The sequence below is a fragment of the Nonomuraea antri genome, assembly GCF_013283785.1.
Taxonomy (GTDB): Bacteria; Actinomycetota; Actinomycetes; order Streptosporangiales; family Streptosporangiaceae; genus Nonomuraea; species Nonomuraea antri.
Genome location: NZ_JABCPZ010000191.1, coordinates 1 through 22,056 on the forward strand (window position 1 = coordinate 1; position 22,056 = coordinate 22,056).

Consider the following 22,056-nt stretch of genomic DNA (forward strand, 5'->3'; position numbering starts at 1 on the left):
GCCCGCATCCGAGTCATTCCCAGCGACACACCAGCCCAGAACCCACTCCCGCAGACACTTACCGCTTAACCTGCAGAAACAGGATCACGCGAAGATCGATTCATACACCACGTCTGTGGACGTGACCGGAACGGGCGCACCCCCAGGAAGCGAGTTGTGGGAGCTGTGGTGCGAGGCAGGGGGCTATGACCAGGTGTGGAGGGAGTTGACGCCCGCGCTGCGGACCCTGCGCGCCGTCGGCGAACCACCGCAAATCAGCTTGTTCTGAGCAGGGGCGCACTGAGTTTCGAGCAGCGGAGTCGGCGGGTGCGGGCGTCGTCGTGCGTCCAGGGCGGGGTCGGGAACTCGCGGTCCTCGCGCAGCTCCAGCCCCCGGCTCGTTGAGCGCCGCTCCACCTGAGGGGCAGGAACCGGCGCCGCTCGCAGGGGCAGCGGCTCCGTCCTGCATGCCTTCCCGGCGAAGTGGCCGGAGATCCGCACTGAGAGTCGGCCCGCGGCGCTCGCACTTGACACCACTCCATACGTAGTACTACGTTCAAACCACTTCACTCAGAGTACTGCAAATGGAGTTGAACGGTATGCGAAAGCTTGTCTACTACATCGGCGTCTCGCTCGACGGCTACATCGCCGGCCCCGACGGCGAGTTCGACTTCTACCCCGGGACGGCCCAGATGGCCGACTGGGTCAACGAGCGCTACCCAGAGACCGTCCCCACCCATATCCAGAAGCTCGTCGGCCTCGAGGGCGTGCCGAACAAGGTCTTCGACACCCTGGTGATGGGCCGTGGCACCTACGAGGCGGCGGGCGCGTCCGTCACCAGCCCGTACTCCCATCTGCGCCAGTACGTCGTCTCCAGCACGCTGACGTCCGGCGACCCTGCGGTGCGGGTGGAGACGGGCGATCCGATCGAGCTCGTCCGACGGCTGAAGGCCGAGGACACGGGCATGGACATCTACCTCTGCGGCGGCGGCAAGCTCGCCGCCGCGCTGCTCCCGGAGATCGACGAGATCATCGTCAAGAGCTACCCCGTGGTGGCGGGGACGGGCGTCCCCATGTTCTCCGGGCCGTTCCGCCCCACCCTGTTCACCCCCACCCGGCGCGAGTCCTTCGACAACGGCGCCCAGATCACCTGGCTCACCAGGGCATGAAACCGCAGAAGAAGCGCCGTGCCGGGAGAAGCGCCCGGCACGCGACTTCACGGGCCGCATCGACCCACCGGGCACGATGGCACGACGCCCGGTGCGGGTTCATTTCTGGCCGGGGCCGTCCACCACCTTGGTCTCCAGCAGGGCCGTCAGGGTGAGCGGCGTGCCGGCCTCGACGAGGTGATTCGGGCCGTCGGTGTAGTCCGTGGTCCGGTCCCGCACGGTCACTCCGTACGTGCCGAGAAAGCGGAAGGTGACGGGATCCAGGATGAGGTCGTAGCGGGTCCATCCGCCGGTGTAGCTGAACGCGACGCCCTGCCGGCCGTCGGCGTCCACGGCGTTCTGGTTGACGGTCACCCCGGGGATGGTGGCGAGCCCGCGGAACAGTGCCGCCCGCACCTCCGGCGGCAGCGCCTGGGTGCCCATGATCTGGTAGACGGCCTGGAACAGCCGCTCGTCCATCGAGGGCGGCGCATCGGTGCCCGCCCACGTCATGCGCATGTCCGCCAGTTTCTGACGGATCTTGGCGAGCAGCCCCTCGGGAGTGACGGGCCGGCGGGCCAGCTCGTCCGCGCTCAGTCCCGGGTGGTTGCCCTGCACCAGCAGCTTGCCGTTGGGGAACAGGGACGCCGTCTGCAGGCCGTCCACGCTGTTCCACTCCTCACGCACCTCGCGTCTGGACAGGTCGACGCCGTAGCCGCCGCCCGCGGACTGCGGGGCCTGGAGCTGCCTGATGTACAGCCACTGGCCGGGGTTCGGCACCTGTCCGCGGTCGTCGTAGTCGTAGGTGGCCCGCGCGGCCCGCTCGCCGAGTTCCCGGACACTCGCCACCGTGACCGTGTGCGGACGGTCGTTCGCCACCACCACGCCGACGCCGGCCGCCACGGCCAGTGCGCTCGCGAGCACCAGCCGCCGGCCGAGCCGCGGCCCGCGCCGAGCCGCACGGTGCGGTTCAAGATCACGGGCCGCCGCCAGGAGCCGGGCCCGGGCGGCGCTCTCGGCCTGCGCCGTCATCGGCGGGGTGTCCCGCCGGAAGTCCTTGATCGTGCTCATCACAGCTCCTCATCTCCCAATACGGCCCGCGTCTTCCGCCTGGCCCGGTGCAGCCGCGAACGTACGGTCCCGGGCGGGATGCCGAGCGCCTGAGCCACCTCCTCGTAGCTGAGGCCCTCCCACGCCACCAGCAGCAGCACGTCGCGGTCGCCGCGCGACAGCGACGCCAGCGCCTGCGCCAGCTCGCGCTCCTTGTCCCGCGCGGCGACCCGCCGCACCACGGCGTCGGCGATCGGTTCGGGCAAGGGATCCACGCCGGTACGCGCCAGCGCGCGCAGCATCCGCTCCTCCTGCCGCCGGTGCCTGGCGACGAGCGTCGTGGCGATGCCGTACAGCCAGGGGCGGGCCAGCGGAAACGACGTGTCGTACGTGCCGCGCCGCCGGAACGCGGCCAGGAACGTCTCGGCCACGATGTCATCGGCGGCCTGCGTGCCGATGCGCCGCGCGGCGTACCGATGGATCTGCCGTGCGTACCGGTCGAACAGCGCGGCGAACTGCTCCGGGTCACCGACGGATCGCCTGATCAGTTCGGCGTCGTCGATCTCGGCCGTCTCAACGGTCAACGGCCCTCCTTCGGGGTCGGTCGGTCACCCTGCTGTCTCCCGCACCCCATGACAAGGTTCTCGAGGCGTCCGGAGAGTGACACGAAGGCAGGGTGGCGTCCGCCGAGGATCAGGACGCGGGCGCGGAGAGCTCGCGGTGCGGGGTGAATCCCCGGCTCACCTGCGCCAGAGAGATTCCGCCCAGTACGAGACCGCCCGCTGGGCGGCGTCCGCGATGGCGGCGCCGTCGAGTTCGACGATGCTCAGCTCGACCCCGCCGGCGGGCCACTCCACCGCGAGCTCGAACCTCTCACGGGGAGGCGACGGCCACAGCCAGAGCCCCCAGGTCAGGACCGCTGCGTCGTCGTCACCGCTGCGCATGGACATGCTGGGGAGCAGCATGGACAGATGCGGGCCCGGTGGCGGATCCTGCGGGAGTCGCGTTCTGTCCAGACGTTGTCCGACGGTGGTGGCCTTGGTGCCGTCGGCGAAGCGCACGCCGAAGCGCAGCAGTCGATCCGGCAGCGGCTGATCGGCCTTCACCCCGGCGACCATGTGCGGGAACACGGCCATCTGGAGGGACTGGAAGTCGTCGGGGGACAGGCTGTGCCGCCGGGTGACGACGTCCGCGTTGATCAGGCAGCCGGTGCTGAACGCCTGGATCGTCGGCACGACGATGGCGACGTTCGGGGTGCGGGCCAGCACCAGGCGGCTGACGATCACCGCGCCCATCTCGTCCGACGGCGGAGCGGACCAGGGCGGCCATTCAGGTTTGGCCGGGCGAGCCGATTCGTCCTCGGCCGGCGGGGGTTCGAAGAACATGCTTTCACCGTACGGAATCCCGGGGCGCCGTGTGATGTGCGCGGATCACCACCAGGGGCCGGCCAGCGAGAGAAAGAGGTCGACCGTCGGCCGGGCCGGCGGCGACGGCGTGCAGGGGACGTTGGCGAAGACGCCGTGAACGACGTTGTCACAGCGGACGGTCGTCGTGGCCTGAGCCGAGGCTTCGATCTTGAAGCCGTACCCGGTGGCCGAACCGGCGAGGATGACGATGTTGCCGGCGAATTCGGTGCCCAGGCCCCACACGCCGGCCCGCCGCTTGCTGTGGGTCTGCCATCCGTCGGCGGTGCTGCCGAAGCAGTGGTTGGCGACGATGCTCCAGCCGTTGCCCTTCACGTCGCCGCAGCTGTCGCCGCCCGCCCTGGTCAGCGCGGCGGCGTCCAGGCTGTTGCCCGTGACCCGTCCGCCGGTGGTGCCCTCCTTGATGTCGATGGGCTCCGCGGTCGTGTCGTGGATGACGTTGCCGACGACCGAGTTGCGATCACTCCGGTCCGGGAGGCCCGCGGTGTATGTCGGCCAGTTCTGCGCCGCCGAGCCGATGTAGACGCCTTCACCCCATTGGTCGTGCACCCGCCCGGTGCGGTGGATCCGGTTGCCGGTGATGAGGGAGTCGGTGGTGTTCGTCCGCAGGTGGATGCCCTCCTCGTCCACCTCGCTGACCGTCAGCCGGTCGAGGGTGACGTGGTGAGCGGCGTCGACCATGACGCCCTTCTTGGCCCGCGTCACCGTGAACCCGTACAGATGCCACCACGACGCGCCCGCCAGGTGCAGCCCGTACCCGGCGGCGTGACCGGTGTTGGTCAGCACCGCGCCGGGTCCTCCGCACAGCCAGATCGGAGCGACGGGGCTGCCCGACGTCCGCGCGGTCCAGTCGCCGTCGTAGGTTCCGTCGGCGATCGCGATGACGTCGCCCGGACGTGCCCCGGCCAGTACGGTCCGCAGTTCCGCCGCGGAGGTGACGGTGACGGTCGCCGCCGGGCAGCCGGTGGGGGAGCCGTCCTGCGCGGCGGCGGTGATCGTGGTCGCGGCGAGGGCGGCGGCCATCAGGAACGCCATGGCGGGCCGGTCACGGGCGGCCGGTCGTCGTCGTGTCCCGGCCGCTCCTTCCGTCCCGGTCGATCCTCCTGCGCAGGCCGTACACGGCCGTCACCACACACCCCGAGCCCACCAGGAACAAGATCGCCAACGTTCCCCAGACGACGGTGAGGGTGGCGGAGGCGTCCGGCCGCCCGCCGTGGACGCCCAGCGAGACGACGAATCCCGCCGAGGCCAGCAGGGCCAGGAGCGTGAAGATCCCGCCCAGCGAGCGGCGCCACGGGCGCGCCCCGTCCATGCGGGACGGCTTGTCGAGGTCGGTGGTCACCGGCATGTGGTCTGCCTCTCCGAAGCGGCCGCGGTGGCCTGTCGTGTTTTCGCGATGGTGACGAAGCGGCGCGGCTTGCCCGTCACCGCACTGCCGATGATCACGAAGGCGGGCATGACCGCGGTCGGGACACACAGCAGCGCGGCGACCAGAACCTGCGTGACGCGGAAGAGGACGAACCTGATGCGGGACCGGGCGAAACGGTCGGCGTTGGCCTCTCCGCCGGAATTGATCCAGCCCATCAGGGCGTACGAGCCGACCCAGCAGGCCAGCGAGGTCCAGAACACCGCATGCACGGGAGGCGGCACCTTGGTGAAGCCCGCGGCCAGGCAGACGGCGCCGAAGCCGGAGGCGAACACCGACAACACCCCGAGCGCGTACTTGGCGCCCTTGGGGACCGCCACCGACAGCGGCAGGATGTCGCGCCGCCGGATCGCCGTGAAGTTCCCCCACGTCCAGCGTTTGCGCTGACGCCACGCGTCGCGGAAGGTCCACGGCGAGACCAGCTGGATGTGCTCGCTGAAGTAGCCCCAGCTGAACCCGGCGTAGGCGGCCTTGGTCCCGAACACGAGATCATCGGAGGCGACGATCGGGTGATCCCAAGTGATCTTGTCCTCGACCAGGCCGGTGACGCACAACCCCTCACCGTGCACGAAGAGCGGCTTGCCGGTGATCCCCTGCGTGCAACTGCAGTAGATCAGGCAGTTGCGGGTGCGGATGTTGTCGAAGTGGCACAGCAGGAAGTGCCGCCACGGGCCGGTGGCGTACTGCCGGTTCACCACCGTCACGCCCTGGCACAGATCGTAGTCGCCGGCGTAGGCGCGCATGACGTACGCCCTGGTCGGCAGCGTGTCGTCGTCGACGAAGAGGATCTTGGTGTCGTACGAGTTCAGCCCGCACGCCGACCGCTGCAGCCGGGAGTACTCCAGCGCCCTGGCCTTGTCGATGCCCTTGCTGGAGAAGTCCGCGGGGACGGTGATGACCCGGTCGGCCAGCGGATAGTGCTCGTCGTGCCCGGGCTCGAGCACGACCCAGATCTCGTACGACAGGGGCAGGGCGTAGCCGCGGATGGTGGCGATGGTGTCGCGGACCAGCTCCGGCTCCCTGCCCACGGTGGTGATCTGGATGATCAGATGCCGGAACTTGTCCGGCGCCACCGCGTAGCCCCACCGCGCGTGCGCGTGACCGGCGGCCATGAGGGCGAGCTCGACCAGCGGGATCAAGAAGAACGGCAGGCAGGCCCACTGCAGGTAGGCGAGCCAACCGGCAGCGTGCATCAGCGTCCCCCGAGTGCCAGGTTCACGGCCTGCGCGCCCGCCACCACCGGCGACTCGATCCCCAGCCGCCGCATTTCGGCCAGCCACGCCGCGGTGTCCTTGGGCAGGCAGGCGCCGCCGTACGGGCCGAGGTCGGCGACCCCGTAGACCGGATCGCGCATCCCCTCGGCGGTGGACGCGGTGATCTGGAAGACCGTGTCGACGTCGGCCACGCCCAGGCGAGCGGCGGCGGCCCGCATCTCGTTGAAGAACGAGATCTTGACCGCGTTGAACAGGTTGTGCACGTACTTCTGCAGCTCCGCCGCCTCGACCTCGGCGAACTCCACCCGGGCATCGAACGGGCCGTACAACCGGCGCGACATCCGCGCGCTGCGCTCGTCGTCGCCGACCACCCCCAGCGTGATCAGCGGCGGGGCGGCGAAGTCCGCGGCGGCGGTGGCCTGCCGCAGGTACTCGGGGTTGTAGGCGACGCCGAAGTCGCCGCCGAGCCGGGCGCCGGAGCCGGCCTGCACGATCTCGGCCATCCGCCTCGTGGTGCCGGGCAGCACGGTGCTCCGGTAGACGATCGTGGTGAAGGTCTGCCGCGTGGCTCGCCGCAACGCCGCGGCGATGTTGTGACTGGCCGCGATCAGGTGCGCGGGGTCGAGGCCGCGCTCGCCGGTGGGGGTGGGCACCGCGACGAAGACGCGGGCGAATCCGAGGCCGGTGGCCGTACCGACCACTCCCGCCCCCACGACAACGATCTGTGCCATGTTCCCGAACGCTACGAGATACCCGTCCAAAGGTGATCAAGCATGCGCGCGGATGGGAGACGATGACCGGCCCTTGGGTCTTTCTGTGACCAGCGGTGCCGCGCGTGGCCCGCGCCGCGCAGGTTCCCCCGCGCGCTCAGCTCTTGCCGGGCAGGCGGGTCGCGGCGAGTGCGGAGGCGGCGCAGAACGCCAGCACCCACCAGAACGTGTCGGCGTAGGCCGCGGGGACGTCGGCGGCCCGGGCGGTCAGCCGGGACTGGAGTATGACGGCGACCGCGGCGGTTCCGATGGAGCCGCCGATCGTGCTGACGAGGTTGAGCGCCCCCGACGCGCGGGGCAGTTCCTCCTTCTTGACCCGGCTGTAGACGAGGGCCATCACCGGTGCGCTGATCATCGCGGCCCCCACGCCCCGGAGGAGCAGGGCGAACGCGATGAGGACGTCCGGCGGCGTGTCGCTCAGCCGGGTGAACGGCGCCGTGCCGCACAGGACGAGGACGATCCCGGTCAGGACGGCGGTGCGCGGCGCGAGCTGGTCGATCCTGCGGGCGATCACCAGCGAGCCCAGCGCGGCGCCCACCCCCTGCGGCGCCAGGAGCAGCCCCGTTTCGAAGGCGGTCAGCTCCGCCCCGGTCTGGAGGTAGAGCGGCAGCAGGAACATCGTCCCGAAGACCGCGGCACCCAGCATGAGCAGGGCGAACGCGGCGGCCGCGAACGGCGGCCTGGTGAACAGGCGCGGGTCGACCAGCGGGACCCGCCGGGTGCGCAGGCCGTGCGCGACGAAGGCGGCCAGCATCACCGCCCCGGCGATCAGAGCGCCGGTCGCGAGCACGGTGTTCACGCCGGTGTCCCCGCCGCCGACCTCGGTGAGCCCGAAGACCAGGACGGCGAGCCCGGGCGACAGCAGGGCGGCGCCGAGCGCGTCGAACGGGGCGCCCTGGGCGGCCGGCGGCGACGCGGGCACGTACCTGATCGCCAGCAGGATCGCGGCCAGCCCGATCGGCACGTTCACGTAGAACAGCCACGGCCAGTCGGCGACGGCGAGGATCGAGCCGCCGGCCAGCGGCCCGAGCACCGGAGACAGGAGCGGAACGACCCCCACGATGCTGATGAGCCTGCCGACGCGCCCCGGGCCCGCGATCCGGGCCAGCAGCGCCTGACCCGTCGGCGGCAGGAGACCGCCGCCCAGGCCCTGGAGGAACCGGAAGACGATCAGGCTCGTCACCGACCAGGCGAGGGCGCAGAGCAGCGAGCCGACCAGGAACACCGCGATGGCCGCCAGCCAGGTCGTGCGGCCGCCGAACCGGTCGGCCAGCCAGCCGGACGCCGGAACCGCGGCCACCATCGCGAGCAGGTACGCCGTGCTCGCCCACTGGATGCCGGTCACCGGCGCGTCGAACTCCTCGGCGAGGGCGTCCAGGCCGATGGTGACGATGGTGGAGTCGAGCGTCGCCATGAACGTGCCGAGCACCAGGATGAACGCGACGCGCAGCAAGGAGGAGTCGATCTTCTCCGCGCCCGGCGTCATCGCACGTCCGCGGGTTCCGGCGCGAGGGTCGGGACGACCATGGGAGTGCCCGTGACCGGGTCGGGCATGACGACGCACGGCAGGTCGAAGACCTTGTCGAGCAGCGCCGCGTCGACGATGTCCGCGGCGGTGCCCTGGGCGACGATCCGGCCGTCCCGCATCGCCACCAGATGGTCGGCGAACCGGCACGCCTGGTTGATGTCGTGCAGCACGGCGATGATCGTCCGGCCCTGGTCGCGCAGCCGGGCCAGCAGAGCCAGCAGCCGGTACTGGTGGGTGATGTCGAGGAACGAGGTCGGCTCGTCCAGCAGCAGGTACGGCGTGCCCTGGGCGAGCACCATCGCGATCCAGGCCCGCTGCCGCTGGCCGCCCGACAGTTCGTGCACGTTCCTGTCGCCGAGGTCGGCCACCCCGGCGACCTCCATCGCCTCGGTCACCGCCCGCTCGTCGTCCTCCGACCACAGCGCCAGCAGCGACTGGTGCGGGTAGCGCCCCCGCGAGACGAGCCGGCGCACCGTGATGTCCTCGGGGGCCGCCGGGTCCTGCGGCAGGAAGCCGAGCTCCCTGGCCAGCACCTTGCCGCCGTACGAGCCGAGGTCGCGGTCGTCGAGCCTGACCCCGCCGCCGGCGGGCCGCATCAGCCGGACGAACGCGCGCAGCAGGGTCGACTTGCCGCACGCGTTGGGGCCCACGATGGCGGTGAACGCGCCGTCGGGGACGTCCAGGTCCAGCCGGGTGGAGACCACCCGGTCGCCGTAGCGCAGCGTGAGGTCCTGGGCGCGCAGGCGCGGGGCGGGTGTCGGCGGCGTCAACGTCGCCTCACTTCCTGGGTCAGCAGCCAAATCAGATAACAGCCGCCGATCGCGGTGGTGACCACGCCGACGGGAAGGGACGCCGGAGCCAGCAGCGCCTGGGCGGTCAGGTCGGCGACCTGCAGCAGCACCGCGCCCGTCAGCGCGGCGGGCAGCAGCGGCACCCCGGGAGCGCGGGCCAGCCGGCGCCCGATCTGCGGGGCGGCCAGCGCGATGAACACGATCGGCCCGGCCACCGCCGTCACGGTCGCGGTCAGCCCGACGCCGACCAGGACCATCACCAGCCGGAGCCGGTCCAGGCCGACGCCGGTGGTCGCGGCGACGGCGTCGCCCAGAGCGGCCTGGTGCATGGAGTGGGCGCGGGCGGCCATCACCGCCAGCAGCACCCCGATGATCCAGGACGGGACCGTCAGATCGGCCCAGTCGACGCCGTTGAGCGAACCCACGCTCCACCCGTGTGCGGCCATCGCGACCTCCAGCTCGGCGCGCAGCACGATCCACGAGTTCAGGGCGTTGAGCACGGCGTTCACCGCGATGCCGATGACGATCAGCCGCAGGCCGGACAGCGACGCCACCGTCCCCCTGCTGCGTCGCCGGCTGTCCGTCGCCAGCAGGTAGACGGCCGCCGCGGTGACGAGCCCGCCCAGCACCGAGCTGGTCGCCAGCTGCACCGACGTACCGGACAACAGGGTCATCGCGACGAGCGCGCCGGTGTAGGCGCCCTCGTCGAGGCCGATGACGTCGGGGCTGCCCATGGGGTTGCGGGTGACGTTCTGGAAGATCGCGCCGGAGACGCCGAGCGCGGCGCCGAAGACGAGGGCGGCGAGCACGCGCGGCAGCCGCCAGTCGCGGACGACGATCACATGGTCGCCGGTCCCCGCGAGGGCCGCGGCCACGTCCGCCGGTGTCACCCAGTCCGCGCCGTAGCAGAGGCCGAGCAGACCGAGACCGAACATCGCGGCGACCATGACCGCCGACAGGACCAGGGTGCGCCGCCGGACGGGGAGCGCGCGGCCGCCCGCGCGCAGGACGATCGTGCTCACAGCGTCCCCGTCCCGTACTTGCGGACGGCCCAGATCAGCACCGGGCCGCCGATGAACGCGGTCACGATCGCGACCGGCAGCTCCCCGGTCGGCAGCAGGACCCGGGAAGCGGCGTCGGCGACCAGGAGCAGGATCGGCCCCAGGACCGCCGAGTACGCCGTCAGCCACGGGACCGAGCCGCGCGCGAGGACGCGGGCGACATGCGGGACGATCAGCCCGACGAACAGGATCGGCCCGGCCACGGCGGTGGCCGCGCCCGACAGGATCGTGATCAGCGCCAGGGTGGCGAAACGCACCCGCGTGACGTCGGTGCCCAGCGTGCGCGCCACGGTCTCGCCGAGCGCGACCGCGTTGAGCGAGCGTCCGAGCAGCAGCGCGGCGACCACGGCGAGCCCGATCGTGACGAGGGGAAGGGCCATCGGGAGCTGCTCGCGCCCGGCGAGCGACCCGACCGACCAGAAGCGGTACTTGTCGAAGACGTCCGGCAGCATCATCCGCATCCCGAGCGAGACGCCCTTGAGCACCGCGGTCAGCGCGACCCCGGTGAGCACCAGCCGCAGCGGCGACGTACGCCCGACGGAGGCGACCAGCACGGTGGCGAGCACCGCGCCGGCGGTGGTCGTCACGAGCTCGGCCCCGGGCGAGGTCGCGATCCCGAACGCGCCGCCCAGCGTCATCGCGAACCCGGCGCCCGCGGTGACGCCGAGGATCCCCGGCTCGGCGAGCGGGTTGCGCGACAACGTCTGGACGAGGACGCCGGCCACGGCCAGCGCGGCGCCCACGCCGATGGCCAGCGCCGCGCGCGGCACCCGCACGTCCCGGACGATCATCTGGTCGCTGGAGCCGTCGTAGGACAGCAGCGCGTTCACCACCTCGCCCGGCGCGACGGCGTGCGCGCCGACGGCCATGCTGAGCAGCGCGACGACGGCCAGCACCACCAGTCCCGCGACGAGCGCCGCGGCCTGCGCGGCCGGGGCGCCCTTCGCGGAGTCAGGAGTGGCCGGCCGCTGGTCGACGGTTGTCACTGCTCGAGCAGCGGAGCCAACGCCTGGTCGATCGAGTCCAGGGTCTGCATGGCCTGCTTGTAGGTCGCCGCCTCGGTGTAGCGGAAGGCGTAGGCCTTGCCCGCCTTGACCGCGGGCAGGTTCTTCCACAGCTTGGAGTCGAGCACGTACTGGACGGGCGCCAGCGGGGCGCCGGTGGGGTCGACCGAGTAGGTGATGGCGTCGGCCTCGCCGAGCGCGGACGGCAGCTCCTCGATCGAGGGATACTCGCTCACCGACTTCGAGCCGGGGCCCTTCACCTTGACCTGGCCGTAGTACTTGGCGCCGAGGTCGTTGGCGACGTTGGTGCCCCAGGAGCCGTCGAACTCGCGGTGGAAGTTGCCCTTGGCGACCTCGCCGTACGAGCCGACGTGGGCGAGCTTCAGGTTCGGCAGGACGGCCTGGTACTTGGTCTTGAGCTCCGCCGCCTTCGCCTCGTACTGGCTCTTGGCGGTCTCGAAACCCTTCAGCACGCCGGCGGCGTCTGCCTGACGGCCGGACAGCTCGCGCCAGGCCGAGGGGACCGTCGGGCCGATCGCGACCACCGGGGCGATCGACTCCAGCCGCTTGACGTCGATGTCGCCGAGCACCGGGGCGGGCACCCCGATGACGATGATGTCCGGGCGGGCCTTGGCGATGGCCTCGTAGTTGGTCTCGGCCGCGGTCTCACCCGCGATCTTCGTCAGGCCCTCGTAGGTCGCCTTGGTCTGGGCGTCCATCATCGGCACGCCCCGCTTCCAGCTGGAGATGCCGACCAGGGGCGCGCCGGCCTCGATCAGGGCGGGCACGGCGTAGCCGGTCGCCACGACCCGCTTCGGGGTGACCGGCACCTTGATGTCGCCGTTGTCCGCCTTGATGACGCGCGTGGGGACGCTGGACGCGGACGTGTCGTCCGAACCGGAGCCGCAGCCCGTCGCGGTCAGGGCGAGCGCGAGCGCCAGGGCTCCGGCGCCGTGCAGACGGATCGCTCGACGAGAGGACATGGGGGTCTTCCTTTACTTGCTCAGGGCGTACTTGCTCAGGGTGGAGATTTCGCGGGGCCGGTCGGTCAGTGGTCGTGGTCGTCGTCGTAGTGGGTGACGCCGCGTTTCCAGTAGCCGGTGATGTTCTGGTCGTGCTTGGCGAGCCCCAGTTCGTCGCCGACCCAGCGGCGCAGCGGCTTCAGCTCGCCCGCCTCGCCGGCGAGCCACACGTACACGCGCTCGCCCTCGGGCACCCGCACCGTGCGCACGGCGCCTTCGAGCAGCCCCGCGGTCCCCGGCGGACGGTCGCCGCGGTGCAGCCAGCGCACCTCGACGTCCTCGGGAGCGGACAGCTCGATCTCGTCGGCGGCGCTGCCGACCTCGATGAACGCCCATCCGGCGGCGGTCCGCGGCAGCTCCTCCAGCCAGCGGGCGATCGCGGGCAGCGCCGTGATGTCGCCGGCCAGCACGTATCGGTCGTAGACGTACGGCACCACGACCCCGCCGGGCGGCCCCGCGACGTGCACCTTCGCGCCGGGCTCGACGGTCTCGGCCCAGCCGGAGGCGAGCCCGCCGTCGTGCAGCGCGATGTCGATGTCCAGCTCGCCGGCCGCCGCGTCGTAGCGTCGCACGGTGTACTCGCGGGAGGTGGGCGAGGGCCGCGGCCACTTCAGGACCAGCCCGTTCGGTTCGGGCAGGCGCAGCTCGCCGTCCTCCTCCGGGAAGATCAGCTTGACGTGCTCGTCCGGGGCGTGGGACTCGAAGCCCGCCAGGCCCGGGCCGCCGACGGTCACCCGGATCAGGCCCGCGCCGACCTGCGCGGTACGCAGCACCTCGACCTCACGGATCCGGATCGGGTACCCGACCCTCTCGCAGCCGCCCGTTCCCGCCTTGACCTCGGCGATGCGTTCCAGGTGGCGATGCCGGTTGTCGAGCCGGCTCAGCGAGCCTCCCCGCGGCGCGTTCACGCGCCCGCCACGGGTGATGTCGAGCGGGCGAGCTCGTGCCGTTCGGCCACGTCGGATACCTCCGATCGGGTTACGCGACCGACGGCGGATCCGGCAGCCACTCTAGATCAAATTTAGGCAAGGCTACCCTAACATGGACATCGAGGGCCCTGAGTGACAGTGCGGCGCCGAGGCACGGATGCCGCGGTGAGCTGGGCGTTCGCCGGATGGGTGCATCCGGGAGGTCGTACCGATCCCCTCGCCGGATCGTGCGTCACCCGCCCGACTCGCCGGCCGGGCTCGGCGCATCGTCGAAAGGGCGGAAAAGCGTGCCATCTGGCAGTCGCACCCAAGCCGGAGGCCCGGCCCTCCTGGTGGAGGGCCGGGCCTCTGGAACGTCGGTCAGGCGTGAGGGTGCTCGGCGGCTCTCGCCTGCGAAGGTGGCTTCCGCGTCCCCTCGGAGGGCACCCGATCTGGGCGGAACGTTCAGTCGCAGTGCACGTCGTTGAGCCTGCGGGTCACCCCTTCCGGCACCGTTGCGGCGACGTCGATGCACTGGCCGCGCGCCGAGACGTACACCGGGCCGACGTAGGGCCTGCCCCGCCCGAGAGCGGTTTCCCTTTCGCTGCCGTCGGCTCTTGAGATCGAGACTATCTTCAGGGTCCAGGTGTCGGCGTAGGCGCCGTAGCCGTAAGTCAGGGCGCATTTCTTTCCGGCCCTGACGTTGTAGTACACCTCCAGCGTGCCCGTGCGGGTCCCGTCTCCTTTGATGACGGCGTAGACGCCGACCTGCGAGTAGCCGGTACCGCAGGGTCCGACCGCGCCGGCCGGAGCGGAGCCCGCCACCAGCGTCGTAGTGGCGGCCACGGCCACACCGGTCAGGACGGTCGCCAGCTTGCGTGTGCGCATGAGTACCCTTTCGATGGGCAATTACGCGCTGCCATATGATCGCAATTCATATGCGCGCCTCCATGTCAAAGATCGCAGGTGGGGCGTGCAGAACTGCTGCAAGTAATCTGCAGTCGCGATTACGCGGAAAACGCCGCCGGGAGGGGCCTGAAAAGCGAAGGATTACGCCACGGCTACCGCCCGAACCGGCGTCCCAGGAGGAGGGCTTCGGATTTCACGCTCATCGCATCCGGCAAAATGCGGGAGCCGGTGACCCGCCACGAACAAGTCACCGGCTCCGCCCCCGCAGGCGAGCGTTGAACTGGACGCGTGACAGCGGATCCCCTCCGGCTAGCAGTTCTTGAATCCGCGCGGGTACGGCGCCCAGAGCTGCACTGCGGACTCGAACCACCACGTGCGCGAGCTGCCTCCGGGGATGTAGTAGCAGGTCAGGTCCGGCCCACGAGCGATGTCGATCTTCTTGCGTGAGCCCTTGGCGCAGTTGGTCCAGGTCAACTTCCAGGTGCGGACCTTGGTGTAGGGATTGATCCGGAAGGTGGTCGTTCCGCCGCAGGGAGCGGCGGCGGTGGTGGTGCCGGCCGACACTGCCGTGGTGGTGTTGGCCGACGCCGCTCCCGGCGTGAAGGCCAGTGCCGCGACGGCGGCCAGGGTCGCGGCGGTGGTGGCTGCTCTCATGGTCTTCCCTCTCCTCGGCTTGTCTTGTGTCGAGACCGTAGGCGGGAGGGGGTTGAGTTCATGTTGAGCCCGCGTTGAGCCGCCAGAGCCATCGGCCCTGTTACACCCGTACGGAACATCCGGCTCATGACGGACGGCTCATGGAGCGTCTCGTCACGCCATGGGCCGACCGCTGATCAACGCCAGGGCCGCGGCCAGGTCGTGGCTGGTGGGGGCCCGTTCGGGATCGATCAGGTACTGGGCCATGACCCCGGTCAGCAGCGCCTGGCAGAAGCCGCCCACCGCCCAGGCGTCCGGGTCGGCGGGGTCGAGGCCGGTGAGCACCTGGGCCAGACCGAGACGGGCGTGCTCCAGGCCGGTGGCCAGGTAGGCGCGCGCCTGCTCGGCGTGCTGGACCTGCCCGATGACGTCGAAGGTCGCGGCCCACAACGGCCGGTGGAGCTCGAAGGACTTGATGATCTGGGCCCAGGCCACCTCGAAGCGTTGCAGCGGGTGGGCCTCGGGGTCGGCCGGAACGGCGGCCAGCGCCTGGCCGAGCTGTTCGCCCCATTCCTGCGAGGCCTGTGACAGGGCCTCGTTGAGCAGCGCTTCCTTGGAGCCGAAGTGGTAGCCGATGGCCGCCATGCTGACCCCGCCGGCGGCGGCGGTGATGTCGCGGATGCTGGTGCGCGCGTAGCCCTTGTCGTACAGGCAGCGCTTGGCCCCGGCGATCAGATCTTCGCGGTTACCCATGAGGCCGGAGCCTATCCCAGGCATCGAACGAACGCCTTAGGCGATCGCCTGATTCGAACGAGTTGCGCGATCGCCTAAGACGTCTGTACAGTTCTCGGCATCGCAAAGATCACTGATGAGGAGTTGGGCAGAATGACCGGTAAGGACAAGCTCGCCGCGGGACTGACGGCCTTGGGTACGGCAGGGGCGCTCCTGAGTCCCACGGCGGCGGCCGCGGACAGCGCGGCCTTGGTCCACACCGACCGGGGTCCGGTGCGCGGCATCGTCGCCGAGGATCACCGCTCGTTCCTGGGCATCCCTTACGCCGCCCCGCCCGTGGGCGAGTTGCGCTGGCGGGCGCCCCGTCCCGCCCCGGCCTGGACCCAGCCGCGCGAGGCCACCAGCCCCGGCCCCATGTGCGCGCAGACCGGTGACCACCTGGGCGGCAGCAGCACCAGCGAGGACTGCCTGTACCTGAACGTGACCACCCCCCGCACCCGCACACGGCAGAAGCTGCCGGTGATGGTGTGGCTTCACGGCGGCAGCTTCAAGGACGGCGCCGGCCACCTCTACGACGCCCGGCGCCTGGTCGCCCAGGGCAACGTGATCGTGGTGACCGTCAACTACCGGCTCGGCGCCTTCGGCTTCCTGGCCCACCCGGCTCTGCGCGAGCCCGACGGCCTGTCCGGCAACTACGGGCTGGCCGACCAGCAGGCCGCCCTGCGCTGGGTCCGCCGCAACGCGGCCGCCTTCGGCGGCGACCCGCGCAACGTCACGCTGTTCGGCGAGTCCTCCGGCGCCATCGCCGTCTGCGCCCACCTGGCCGCGCCCAGTTCCGCCGGCCTCTTCCACCGCGCCATCCTGCAAAGCGCCCCCTGCACCGCCCCGTGGTCACCGTCGCTGGCCATGGCCAACAACCCCCGCCCGCTCGCGCAGGCCGAACGCGACGGCCGCGCCCTGGCCGAACGCCTGGGCCTCGGCGAATCCGCGACCGCCGGGCAACTGCGCGCGGTCCCGGCCGACCAGCTGCTGCAGGCCGCCTCCGACGTGGCTCAGCCCGGCTTCGGCCCGGCCGTCGGCGGCGCGTTCCTCCCGCAGAACCCGGCCCGCGCGGTCGCCGCCGGCCGCTTCGCCCGGGTGCCGGTGCTGTACGGCATCAACCGTCACGAGGAGCGCATGCACGTGTGGGGGCTGGAGATGGCCAAGTACCGCGGCCCGATCCCCGCCGACCGCTACGACGAGGAGGTCCGCGCCGCCTTCGGCGTCCATGCCGACGAGGTCCTGGCCCGCTATCCGCTCTCCGCCTACGCCTCGCCTGGCCAGGCGCTGGCCACCGCCCTGACCGACGCCGAATACGCCCGTCCCGCCTTCGACACCGGCAAGGCGCTCTCGCGCCAGGTCCCGACCTACGCCTACGAGTTCGCCGACCCCGCGGCGCCGTGGTTCGCCGCCTTCCCCAAGCCGTACGACATGGGCGCCTACCACGCCGCGGAGCTGCCCTACCTGTTCGACGTCGGCTACAACCAGCCCCTCACCAGCCCGCAGGGTCACCTGGCCGACCAGATGATCGGCTACTGGACCCGCTTCGCCCGCACCGGCGACCCCAACGGCTCCGGCGCGCCCGCCTGGCACCGCTTCACCACCGCACGTCCCCACGTCCAGTCCCTGGCCCCCGGCGACGACGGCATCAAGCCCGCCGACTTCGCCCGCGACCACCGCTACGACTTCTGGACGTCGCTGAACGGCTCTCACGGGAGGGCGGACTGAGTCGCGGCGCGGACGGTCTCCTCGAAACGCCGCGCCTCGTTCCGGTCCACGGCGCGATCGATCGGCTTGCCCCTCTTCCAGATCGTGAGCGGCTTGGCCGGCGGCTGGTCGATGAGCGCGGCCAGCGGCGGCACGGCCTTGGCCACCGGCTGGGCGAACACCGCCGATGCCACCCGTACGAGGCCGCGCAGCGGCTGCTTGAAGGGCTCGTGCAAGCCGGTCGCCACGAACACCGGGTTGTACAGCACGTACTTCGTCCGTTCGGAGGAGTAGGCCGTCCCCAGCAGTTCGCTGGCCGCGGCTCCCTGCATGGTCGCGGTCAGCCCCCGGTATCTGCCCTTCAGCTGGAGATCGTCCCAATGGATCTTGCCGCCTTGACCGGCGCCGCACAGGTTGATGATCACCGGTGCCGGTGCGTTCTCCAACGAGTCGCGCAGCCCTTCGGCCATGAGCCAGCGGTTGATCACGTAGAGGGCGAAGGTGTGCTCGAAACCCTCGTCGGTCTCCACCCGTGCCGCGTTGAACCGGAACGCGGCGAGCACCAGCGCGTCGATCACGGGGTGCTCGGTGCTGAGCCGTTCCATCAGGTCGCGGGTCTGGCGCAGGGAGCTGAGGTCGGCTCTGACGAATCGGGCCTTCGGCACCTCCTCGCGCAGGCGTCGTCCGCCCTCTTCGCTGCTGCCCACGGCCACGACCTGATCGCCGAGCCCGGTGTAGTGGCGGGCGAGGGCTTTGCCGATGCCGTTCGTGCCGCCAGTGATCACGATGGTGCGAGCCATAACTTGAGACCCTCCTCAACTTGAGATGAGGCTCAACTTAGCCGGGGATCCCGGGCACTTGCAAGGACGCCGTGCGCAACCGCTCGACGTGGTGTCGGCCTGCGCGGTCGTCCTCCACGACAGGGGAGCCTCGAAGGCGGAGGGGCCGCACATCCCGGCCGTCCAGTCCGCGTCGGCCGGGCTGACCACGATCGGTCAGCCGGCGAGAACACGATCTGTCCAGCCGGTGCGACCCCTGCGACACTGGCCAAATGACGGTGACGCCAGGCGAGTTACTGGAACTGGTACAGGGCCGGGTAGACCGGTTCACCGACACGAGCGACAGGCGGGACCTGTGCGATGCGGCCGGGCTCAGGGACGCGGCTGCGCTGCTGGAGGCGGTGGGCCCGCTGCGCCACAGACGATTACGCCGACCGGCCCGAGCCGCGGTCGGCCTGTTGCGATATGCCCGGCACCTGGTGCAGCCCGCCGAGGAGGACAGACGCGCCGCCGACGAACTGCTGCCCGCCGCCGGTGAAGCCGAGATCGCGGCCGTCCGCCGGGCCGCCGAGCGGCCACCGCAGCCGGGCCCCGAACTGCCGCCAGTGGAACACCTGGTCATGGCGACCTACGGGGCGTCCTTGGCCTTACTCGGCGCTCTCGTGGCGCGGATCCGGCACAGCTTGAGCGACCACCCGACAGCGGACGACCTGCGCTATCTGGTGATCGCCGCCGACGCGCTGGAGGGACGGTGGGCTCGTACCGGCGCCGTCGAGGACCTGCAGGACGCCATCGACACCATGACCGAGGTGGTGGACCGGACCTCGCCCGACGACGAGTGGTATCCCGGCCGCAAATCGCGGATCGGTGGCCTGCTGCAGTTCCGCTTCACGCTGACGGGCAGGCAACAGGACCTCGACGACGGCATCCTGGCGATCAGGATCGCGAGGGAGGCCGTGGCGCCTGGACACCAGGACTGGTCGATGTTCCACGCGAACCTGGGCCGGGCGCTGCTGTTCAGGTACAGCGTGACCAAACGCGAGGCCGATCTGGACGAGGCCGTGAGCATGCTGTCCGAGGCCGTGTCGTCCACCTCGGACGACGACCCGCTCTCGAACGCCGCCTCCCGGCTGGGCCTGCTGCAGCAGGCGACCATGGCCAGATATCTCCTTCGAGGGGACGCCGATGACCTGGCCGACGCGCTCAACATGGCCATGCAGGCGTGGGAGGCCACCCCGGAAGGCGACCACAACCTGATCGAACGCGCCCTGGACCTGAGCCGGGCGCATCTGGCGGTCTTCCAGCACACCGGCGCCGCCGAGCACGCCGCCGCGGCCAAGCGGATGGCCCAGCAGATCGTCCGGGTGACGCCTCGAGAGCAGCTGGAGCACCAGATGGCCGCCGCGATCCTGTGGGAACTGCGCAACCAGGGCGCGTGACGGCAGGCCCTCCGTAGCGGACCCGCGAGCCCGTCGATCGGGCCGATCCGCAGCCCGCTGCTGTACATCGGCGGCTGTGCCGTTGCCGTCCGCATCCTCGTGCTCGATGCCCTGCGGGGCTGATGCTGCGGGACCGAGGCGTGTGGAGCAGGGTCCGGACCGGACTCGGATTCGGGGGAGAGGAAGAGCGTTGTGGGGGAGTACAGGCACGCCACCGTCGGCGACAGCCCGCGAGTGGGTGCGGCTCAGACGCCATGAAAGCCGGCGTGCCGATCAGCATGCCGGTGGTGGTCAGGCGTGGAACCGTCGGCCAGGCCGGCGATCCCCACGTCGGCGATCGCCGGGACGGTTCAGGCGCGCCGCGGACCTGGCCTCGCGCAGCGCCCGCCCACCGACTCCCCACGCGTCCGCCCCATGGCTGGGACGATATGCCGCATTGATCACTTGAGCCCAAGATCGTCAAATGACGCGGTTGTCAGCGGTGGCCAGTTTGATCAACCCCCGATCTTCCACGGGACGGCCACATCCAGATTGCCCCGGACGATCTGCGTCGTCGGGTGGTCGGCGCCCAGCACCCGCTCGCAGTCGGCGAGTGTGGCCTCGTACAGCGGGATCGCCCGGCCCAGGTCCCCGACCGCGAGGTAGGCGCCGGCGAGGTTGTTGCGGAAGGTCAGGGTGTCGGCGTGGTCGGCGCCCAGCACCCGCTCGCAGCTGGCGACTGCGGCCTCGAACAGCGGGATCGCCCGGCCCATGTCCCCGACCGCCTGGTAGACGTGGGCGAGGTTGTTGCGGGAGGTCATGGTGTCGGGGTGGTCGCCGCCGAGTACCCGTTCCCGATCGGCCAGCGTCGCCTCGTACAACGACATCGCCCGCTGCAGATTCCCTGCCGACCGATAGGTGTGGGCGAGGTTGTTGCGGGAGGTCATGGTGTCGGGGTGGTCGGCGCCCAGCACCCGCTCCTGATCGGCCAGCGTTTGCTCGTACAGCGGGATCGCTCGGCCCCGGTCCCCCGCTGACTCGTAGGCGTAGGCGAGGTTGTTTCGGGCGGTCAGGGTGTCGGGGCGGTCGGCGCCGAGCACTCGCTCGCAGTCGGCCACTATCGCCTTGTACAGCGGGATGGCCCGGCCCAGATCTCCGGCCGCCTGGTAGGCGCCGGCGAGGTTGTCGCGGGAGGTCAGGGTGTGGGGGTTGTCGGCGCCGAGCACCCGCTCGCAGTCGGCGAGCATGGCCTCGTACAGCGGGATCGCGCGGCCCAGGTCCCCCGCTGACTCCACAACGCGCGCGAGGTTGTTGCGGGAGGTCAGGGTGTCGAGGTGGTCGCCGCCGAGCACGCGTTCCCGATCGGCCAGCGTTTGCTCGTACAGCGGGGTCGCCCGGCCCAGGTCCCCCGCTGACTCCAGAACGCCCGCGAGGTTGTTGCGGGAGGTCAACGTGTCGGGGTGGTCGCCGCCGAGCACGCGTTCCCGGTCGGCCAGTGTTTGCTCGTACAGCGGGATCGCGCGGCCCAGGTCTCCGGCCGCCCAGTAGGCGTAGGCGAGGTTGTTGCGGGAGGTCATGGTGTCAGGATGATCGCCGCCCTGCACCCGTTCCCGGTCGGCCAGCGTTTGCTCGTACAGCGGGATCGCGCGGCCCAGGTCTCCGGCCGCCCGGTAGGCGCTGGCGAGGTTGTTGCGGGAGGACAGGGTGTCGGGGTGGTCGCCGCCGAGTACCCGTTCCCGATCGGCCAGCGTCGCGTCGAGCAGCGGGATGGCCCAGCCCGGATTCCCGGTCGCCTGGTAGGCGCTGGCGAGGTTGTTGCGGGAGGACAGGCTGTCGGGGTGGTCGCCGCCGAGCACGCGTTCCCGGTCGGCCAGCGTGGCCACGAACAGCGGGATCGCGCGGCCCAGGTCACTGGCCGCCTGGTAGGCGTAGGCGAGGTTGTTTCGGGCGGTCAGGGTGTTGCGGTGGTCGCCGCCCAGGATGCGTTGTTCTTCGGCCAGATTGTGCTCCATCAGCGGGATCGCCCGGTTCAAGTTCCCGGCGCTCCGGTAGGCGTAGGCCAGGGCGGCACGTGCGCTCAGCACGGACGGGTGGTCGGGGTCGTAGGCGCGTTGTGCCAGGTTCATGGACCGCTCGAGATAGATCAGCGCACGGCCGGTGGCGCCTTGCCCTTCCAGGAACAGTCCGGTGGTGCGGAGCAGTTCGTGGGCGTCGGCGGTGTCGGTCTCGGCGGAGCTGTTCTCGAATACGGCGTCGATGTGGGGCAGCAGCGTCCGCCAGCGCGGCCAGGAGGCCGGTACGTCCCGGTCGTCGGGGCATGCCCGCTCCAGCAGCAGGATGGCGAGGGTGCGGGCGGTGTCGAGGTCGCCGGGTCGCCGGTGCGGGTCCGTGCGGTCGGGGGTGCGGGCGAGGGCTTGGACCAGGCGGTGCACCAGGATGTCCGGCCCGTCCAGAGTGATCATGTTGTAGGCGGCCAGGGAGCCCAGCGCCCGCTGCAGCTCGGGTGGGTCGGGTG

The 22,056-nt window shown here is 71.0% G+C and carries 21 protein-coding genes; 3 read left to right on the forward strand and 18 right to left on the reverse strand.

The annotated features are described in order from the left end of the window. Positions 1-577: 577 nt before the first annotated feature. Positions 578-1,147, forward strand: a complete 570-nt coding sequence (locus tag HII36_RS41100) for a dihydrofolate reductase family protein (RefSeq protein ID WP_173528757.1) — start codon at positions 578-580, stop codon at positions 1,145-1,147. Between the two features lie 99 nt (positions 1,148-1,246). On the opposite strand, the gene HII36_RS41105 is transcribed toward HII36_RS41100, so the two are convergent. The 16 genes from HII36_RS41105 to HII36_RS41180 all read right to left on the reverse strand — a co-directional run bounded on the left by HII36_RS41105 (position 1,247) and on the right by HII36_RS41180 (position 15,619). Then, positions 1,247-2,197, reverse strand: a complete 951-nt coding sequence (locus HII36_RS41105; RefSeq protein WP_173528758.1) for a CU044_5270 family protein — start codon at positions 2,195-2,197, stop codon at positions 1,247-1,249. Further along, positions 2,197-2,760 carry an RNA polymerase sigma factor gene (locus HII36_RS41110; RefSeq protein ID WP_173528759.1) on the reverse strand — a complete coding sequence of 188 codons (564 nt, stop codon included), beginning with the start codon at positions 2,758-2,760 and terminating at the stop codon, positions 2,197-2,199. The genes HII36_RS41105 and HII36_RS41110 overlap by 1 nt, the downstream gene beginning before the upstream one ends. A gap of 156 nt (positions 2,761-2,916) precedes the next feature. Further along, the gene (locus HII36_RS41115) at positions 2,917-3,561 is read right to left on the reverse strand and encodes a hypothetical protein (protein ID WP_173528760.1); all 645 of its coding nucleotides are present in this window, start codon (positions 3,559-3,561) and stop codon (positions 2,917-2,919) included. Positions 3,562-3,606: 45 nt separating this feature from the next. Continuing rightward, on the reverse strand, positions 3,607-4,635 hold the full coding sequence (locus tag HII36_RS41120; protein WP_173528761.1) for a right-handed parallel beta-helix repeat-containing protein: 1,029 nt from the start codon (positions 4,633-4,635) through the stop codon (positions 3,607-3,609). A 10-nt stretch (positions 4,636-4,645) separates the two neighbouring features. Continuing rightward, the gene (locus tag HII36_RS41125) at positions 4,646-4,948 is read right to left on the reverse strand and encodes a hypothetical protein (protein WP_173528762.1); all 303 of its coding nucleotides are present in this window, start codon (positions 4,946-4,948) and stop codon (positions 4,646-4,648) included. Further along, on the reverse strand, positions 4,939-6,219 hold the full coding sequence (locus tag HII36_RS41130) for a glycosyltransferase family 2 protein (RefSeq protein WP_173528763.1): 1,281 nt from the start codon (positions 6,217-6,219) through the stop codon (positions 4,939-4,941). Before HII36_RS41130 ends, HII36_RS41125 begins: the two co-directional genes overlap by 10 nt. Then, on the reverse strand, positions 6,219-6,971 hold the full coding sequence (locus HII36_RS41135) for a Rossmann-fold NAD(P)-binding domain-containing protein (RefSeq protein WP_173528764.1): 753 nt from the start codon (positions 6,969-6,971) through the stop codon (positions 6,219-6,221). Before HII36_RS41135 ends, HII36_RS41130 begins: the two co-directional genes overlap by 1 nt. A gap of 136 nt (positions 6,972-7,107) precedes the next feature. After that, positions 7,108-8,496, reverse strand: a complete 1,389-nt coding sequence (locus HII36_RS41140; protein ID WP_173528765.1) for a DHA2 family efflux MFS transporter permease subunit — start codon at positions 8,494-8,496, stop codon at positions 7,108-7,110. Continuing rightward, positions 8,493-9,308, reverse strand: coding sequence for an ABC transporter ATP-binding protein (locus HII36_RS41145; protein ID WP_173528766.1), 816 nt, complete (start codon positions 9,306-9,308; stop codon positions 8,493-8,495). Before HII36_RS41145 ends, HII36_RS41140 begins: the two co-directional genes overlap by 4 nt. Then, positions 9,305-10,351 (reverse strand): FecCD family ABC transporter permease, encoded by a 1,047-nt coding sequence (locus HII36_RS41150; protein ID WP_328808125.1) that lies wholly within the window; start codon positions 10,349-10,351, stop codon positions 9,305-9,307. The genes HII36_RS41145 and HII36_RS41150 overlap by 4 nt, the downstream gene beginning before the upstream one ends. After that, positions 10,348-11,376 carry a FecCD family ABC transporter permease gene (locus tag HII36_RS41155; RefSeq protein ID WP_173528767.1) on the reverse strand — a complete coding sequence of 343 codons (1,029 nt, stop codon included), beginning with the start codon at positions 11,374-11,376 and terminating at the stop codon, positions 10,348-10,350. Before HII36_RS41155 ends, HII36_RS41150 begins: the two co-directional genes overlap by 4 nt. Then, positions 11,373-12,377 (reverse strand): ABC transporter substrate-binding protein, encoded by a 1,005-nt coding sequence (locus HII36_RS41160; protein ID WP_173528768.1) that lies wholly within the window; start codon positions 12,375-12,377, stop codon positions 11,373-11,375. The genes HII36_RS41155 and HII36_RS41160 overlap by 4 nt, the downstream gene beginning before the upstream one ends. Before the next feature lie 65 nt (positions 12,378-12,442). Continuing rightward, entirely contained in the window at positions 12,443-13,324 is an 882-nt protein-coding gene (locus HII36_RS41165; protein ID WP_328808126.1) for a siderophore-interacting protein, read from the reverse strand. Between the two features lie 465 nt (positions 13,325-13,789). Continuing rightward, positions 13,790-14,212 (reverse strand): hypothetical protein, encoded by a 423-nt coding sequence (locus HII36_RS41170; protein ID WP_173528769.1) that lies wholly within the window; start codon positions 14,210-14,212, stop codon positions 13,790-13,792. Positions 14,213-14,542: 330 nt separating this feature from the next. Next, complete coding sequence (locus HII36_RS41175; RefSeq protein WP_173528770.1) at positions 14,543-14,887, reverse strand: hypothetical protein; 345 nt, start codon at positions 14,885-14,887, stop codon at positions 14,543-14,545. A 153-nt stretch (positions 14,888-15,040) separates the two neighbouring features. Continuing rightward, on the reverse strand, positions 15,041-15,619 hold the full coding sequence (locus HII36_RS41180) for a TetR/AcrR family transcriptional regulator (RefSeq protein ID WP_173528771.1): 579 nt from the start codon (positions 15,617-15,619) through the stop codon (positions 15,041-15,043). A gap of 132 nt (positions 15,620-15,751) precedes the next feature. On the opposite strand from HII36_RS41180, the gene HII36_RS41185 reads away from it, so the two are divergent. Beyond that, entirely contained in the window at positions 15,752-17,365 is a 1,614-nt protein-coding gene (locus HII36_RS41185; RefSeq protein WP_173528772.1) for a carboxylesterase/lipase family protein, read from the forward strand. Here HII36_RS41185 and HII36_RS41190 read toward each other — a convergent pair. Then, on the reverse strand, positions 17,347-18,144 hold the full coding sequence (locus tag HII36_RS41190; RefSeq protein WP_173528773.1) for an SDR family NAD(P)-dependent oxidoreductase: 798 nt from the start codon (positions 18,142-18,144) through the stop codon (positions 17,347-17,349). The two genes, HII36_RS41185 and HII36_RS41190, sit on opposite strands and share 19 nt — an antisense overlap. 251 nt (positions 18,145-18,395) lie before the next feature. On the opposite strand from HII36_RS41190, the gene HII36_RS41195 reads away from it, so the two are divergent. Continuing rightward, entirely contained in the window at positions 18,396-19,562 is a 1,167-nt protein-coding gene (locus HII36_RS41195) for a hypothetical protein (protein WP_173528774.1), read from the forward strand. A 494-nt stretch (positions 19,563-20,056) separates the two neighbouring features. Here HII36_RS41195 and HII36_RS41200 read toward each other — a convergent pair. Beyond that, on the reverse strand, positions 20,057-22,056 hold a 2,000-nt coding region (locus tag HII36_RS41200; RefSeq protein WP_173528775.1), incomplete at its 5' end, for a tetratricopeptide repeat protein.

Excerpts from the sequence above, each read along its gene's own strand:
- HII36_RS41170 (WP_173528769.1), bottom strand. The coding sequence starts at position 14,212 with ATGCGCACACGCAAGCTGGCGACCGTCCTGACCGGTGTGGCCGTGGCC.
- HII36_RS41115 (WP_173528760.1), bottom strand. The coding sequence starts at position 3,561 with ATGTTCTTCGAACCCCCGCCGGCCGAGGACGAATCGGCTCGCCCGGCC.
- HII36_RS41175 (WP_173528770.1), bottom strand. The coding sequence starts at position 14,887 with ATGAGAGCAGCCACCACCGCCGCGACCCTGGCCGCCGTCGCGGCACTG.
- HII36_RS41100 (WP_173528757.1), top strand. The coding sequence starts at position 578 with ATGCGAAAGCTTGTCTACTACATCGGCGTCTCGCTCGACGGCTACATC.
- HII36_RS41125 (WP_173528762.1), bottom strand. The coding sequence starts at position 4,948 with ATGCCGGTGACCACCGACCTCGACAAGCCGTCCCGCATGGACGGGGCG.
- HII36_RS41140 (WP_173528765.1), bottom strand. The coding sequence starts at position 8,496 with ATGACGCCGGGCGCGGAGAAGATCGACTCCTCCTTGCTGCGCGTCGCG.
- HII36_RS41120 (WP_173528761.1), bottom strand. The coding sequence starts at position 4,635 with ATGGCGTTCCTGATGGCCGCCGCCCTCGCCGCGACCACGATCACCGCC.
- HII36_RS41105 (WP_173528758.1), bottom strand. The coding sequence starts at position 2,197 with ATGAGCACGATCAAGGACTTCCGGCGGGACACCCCGCCGATGACGGCG.
- HII36_RS41190 (WP_173528773.1), bottom strand. The coding sequence starts at position 18,144 with ATGGCTCGCACCATCGTGATCACTGGCGGCACGAACGGCATCGGCAAA.
- HII36_RS41180 (WP_173528771.1), bottom strand. The coding sequence starts at position 15,619 with ATGGGTAACCGCGAAGATCTGATCGCCGGGGCCAAGCGCTGCCTGTAC.
- HII36_RS41135 (WP_173528764.1), bottom strand. The coding sequence starts at position 6,971 with ATGGCACAGATCGTTGTCGTGGGGGCGGGAGTGGTCGGTACGGCCACC.
- HII36_RS41130 (WP_173528763.1), bottom strand. The coding sequence starts at position 6,219 with ATGCACGCTGCCGGTTGGCTCGCCTACCTGCAGTGGGCCTGCCTGCCG.
- HII36_RS41195 (WP_173528774.1), top strand. The coding sequence starts at position 18,396 with ATGACGGTGACGCCAGGCGAGTTACTGGAACTGGTACAGGGCCGGGTA.
- HII36_RS41185 (WP_173528772.1), top strand. The coding sequence starts at position 15,752 with ATGACCGGTAAGGACAAGCTCGCCGCGGGACTGACGGCCTTGGGTACG.
- HII36_RS41160 (WP_173528768.1), bottom strand. The coding sequence starts at position 12,377 with ATGTCCTCTCGTCGAGCGATCCGTCTGCACGGCGCCGGAGCCCTGGCG.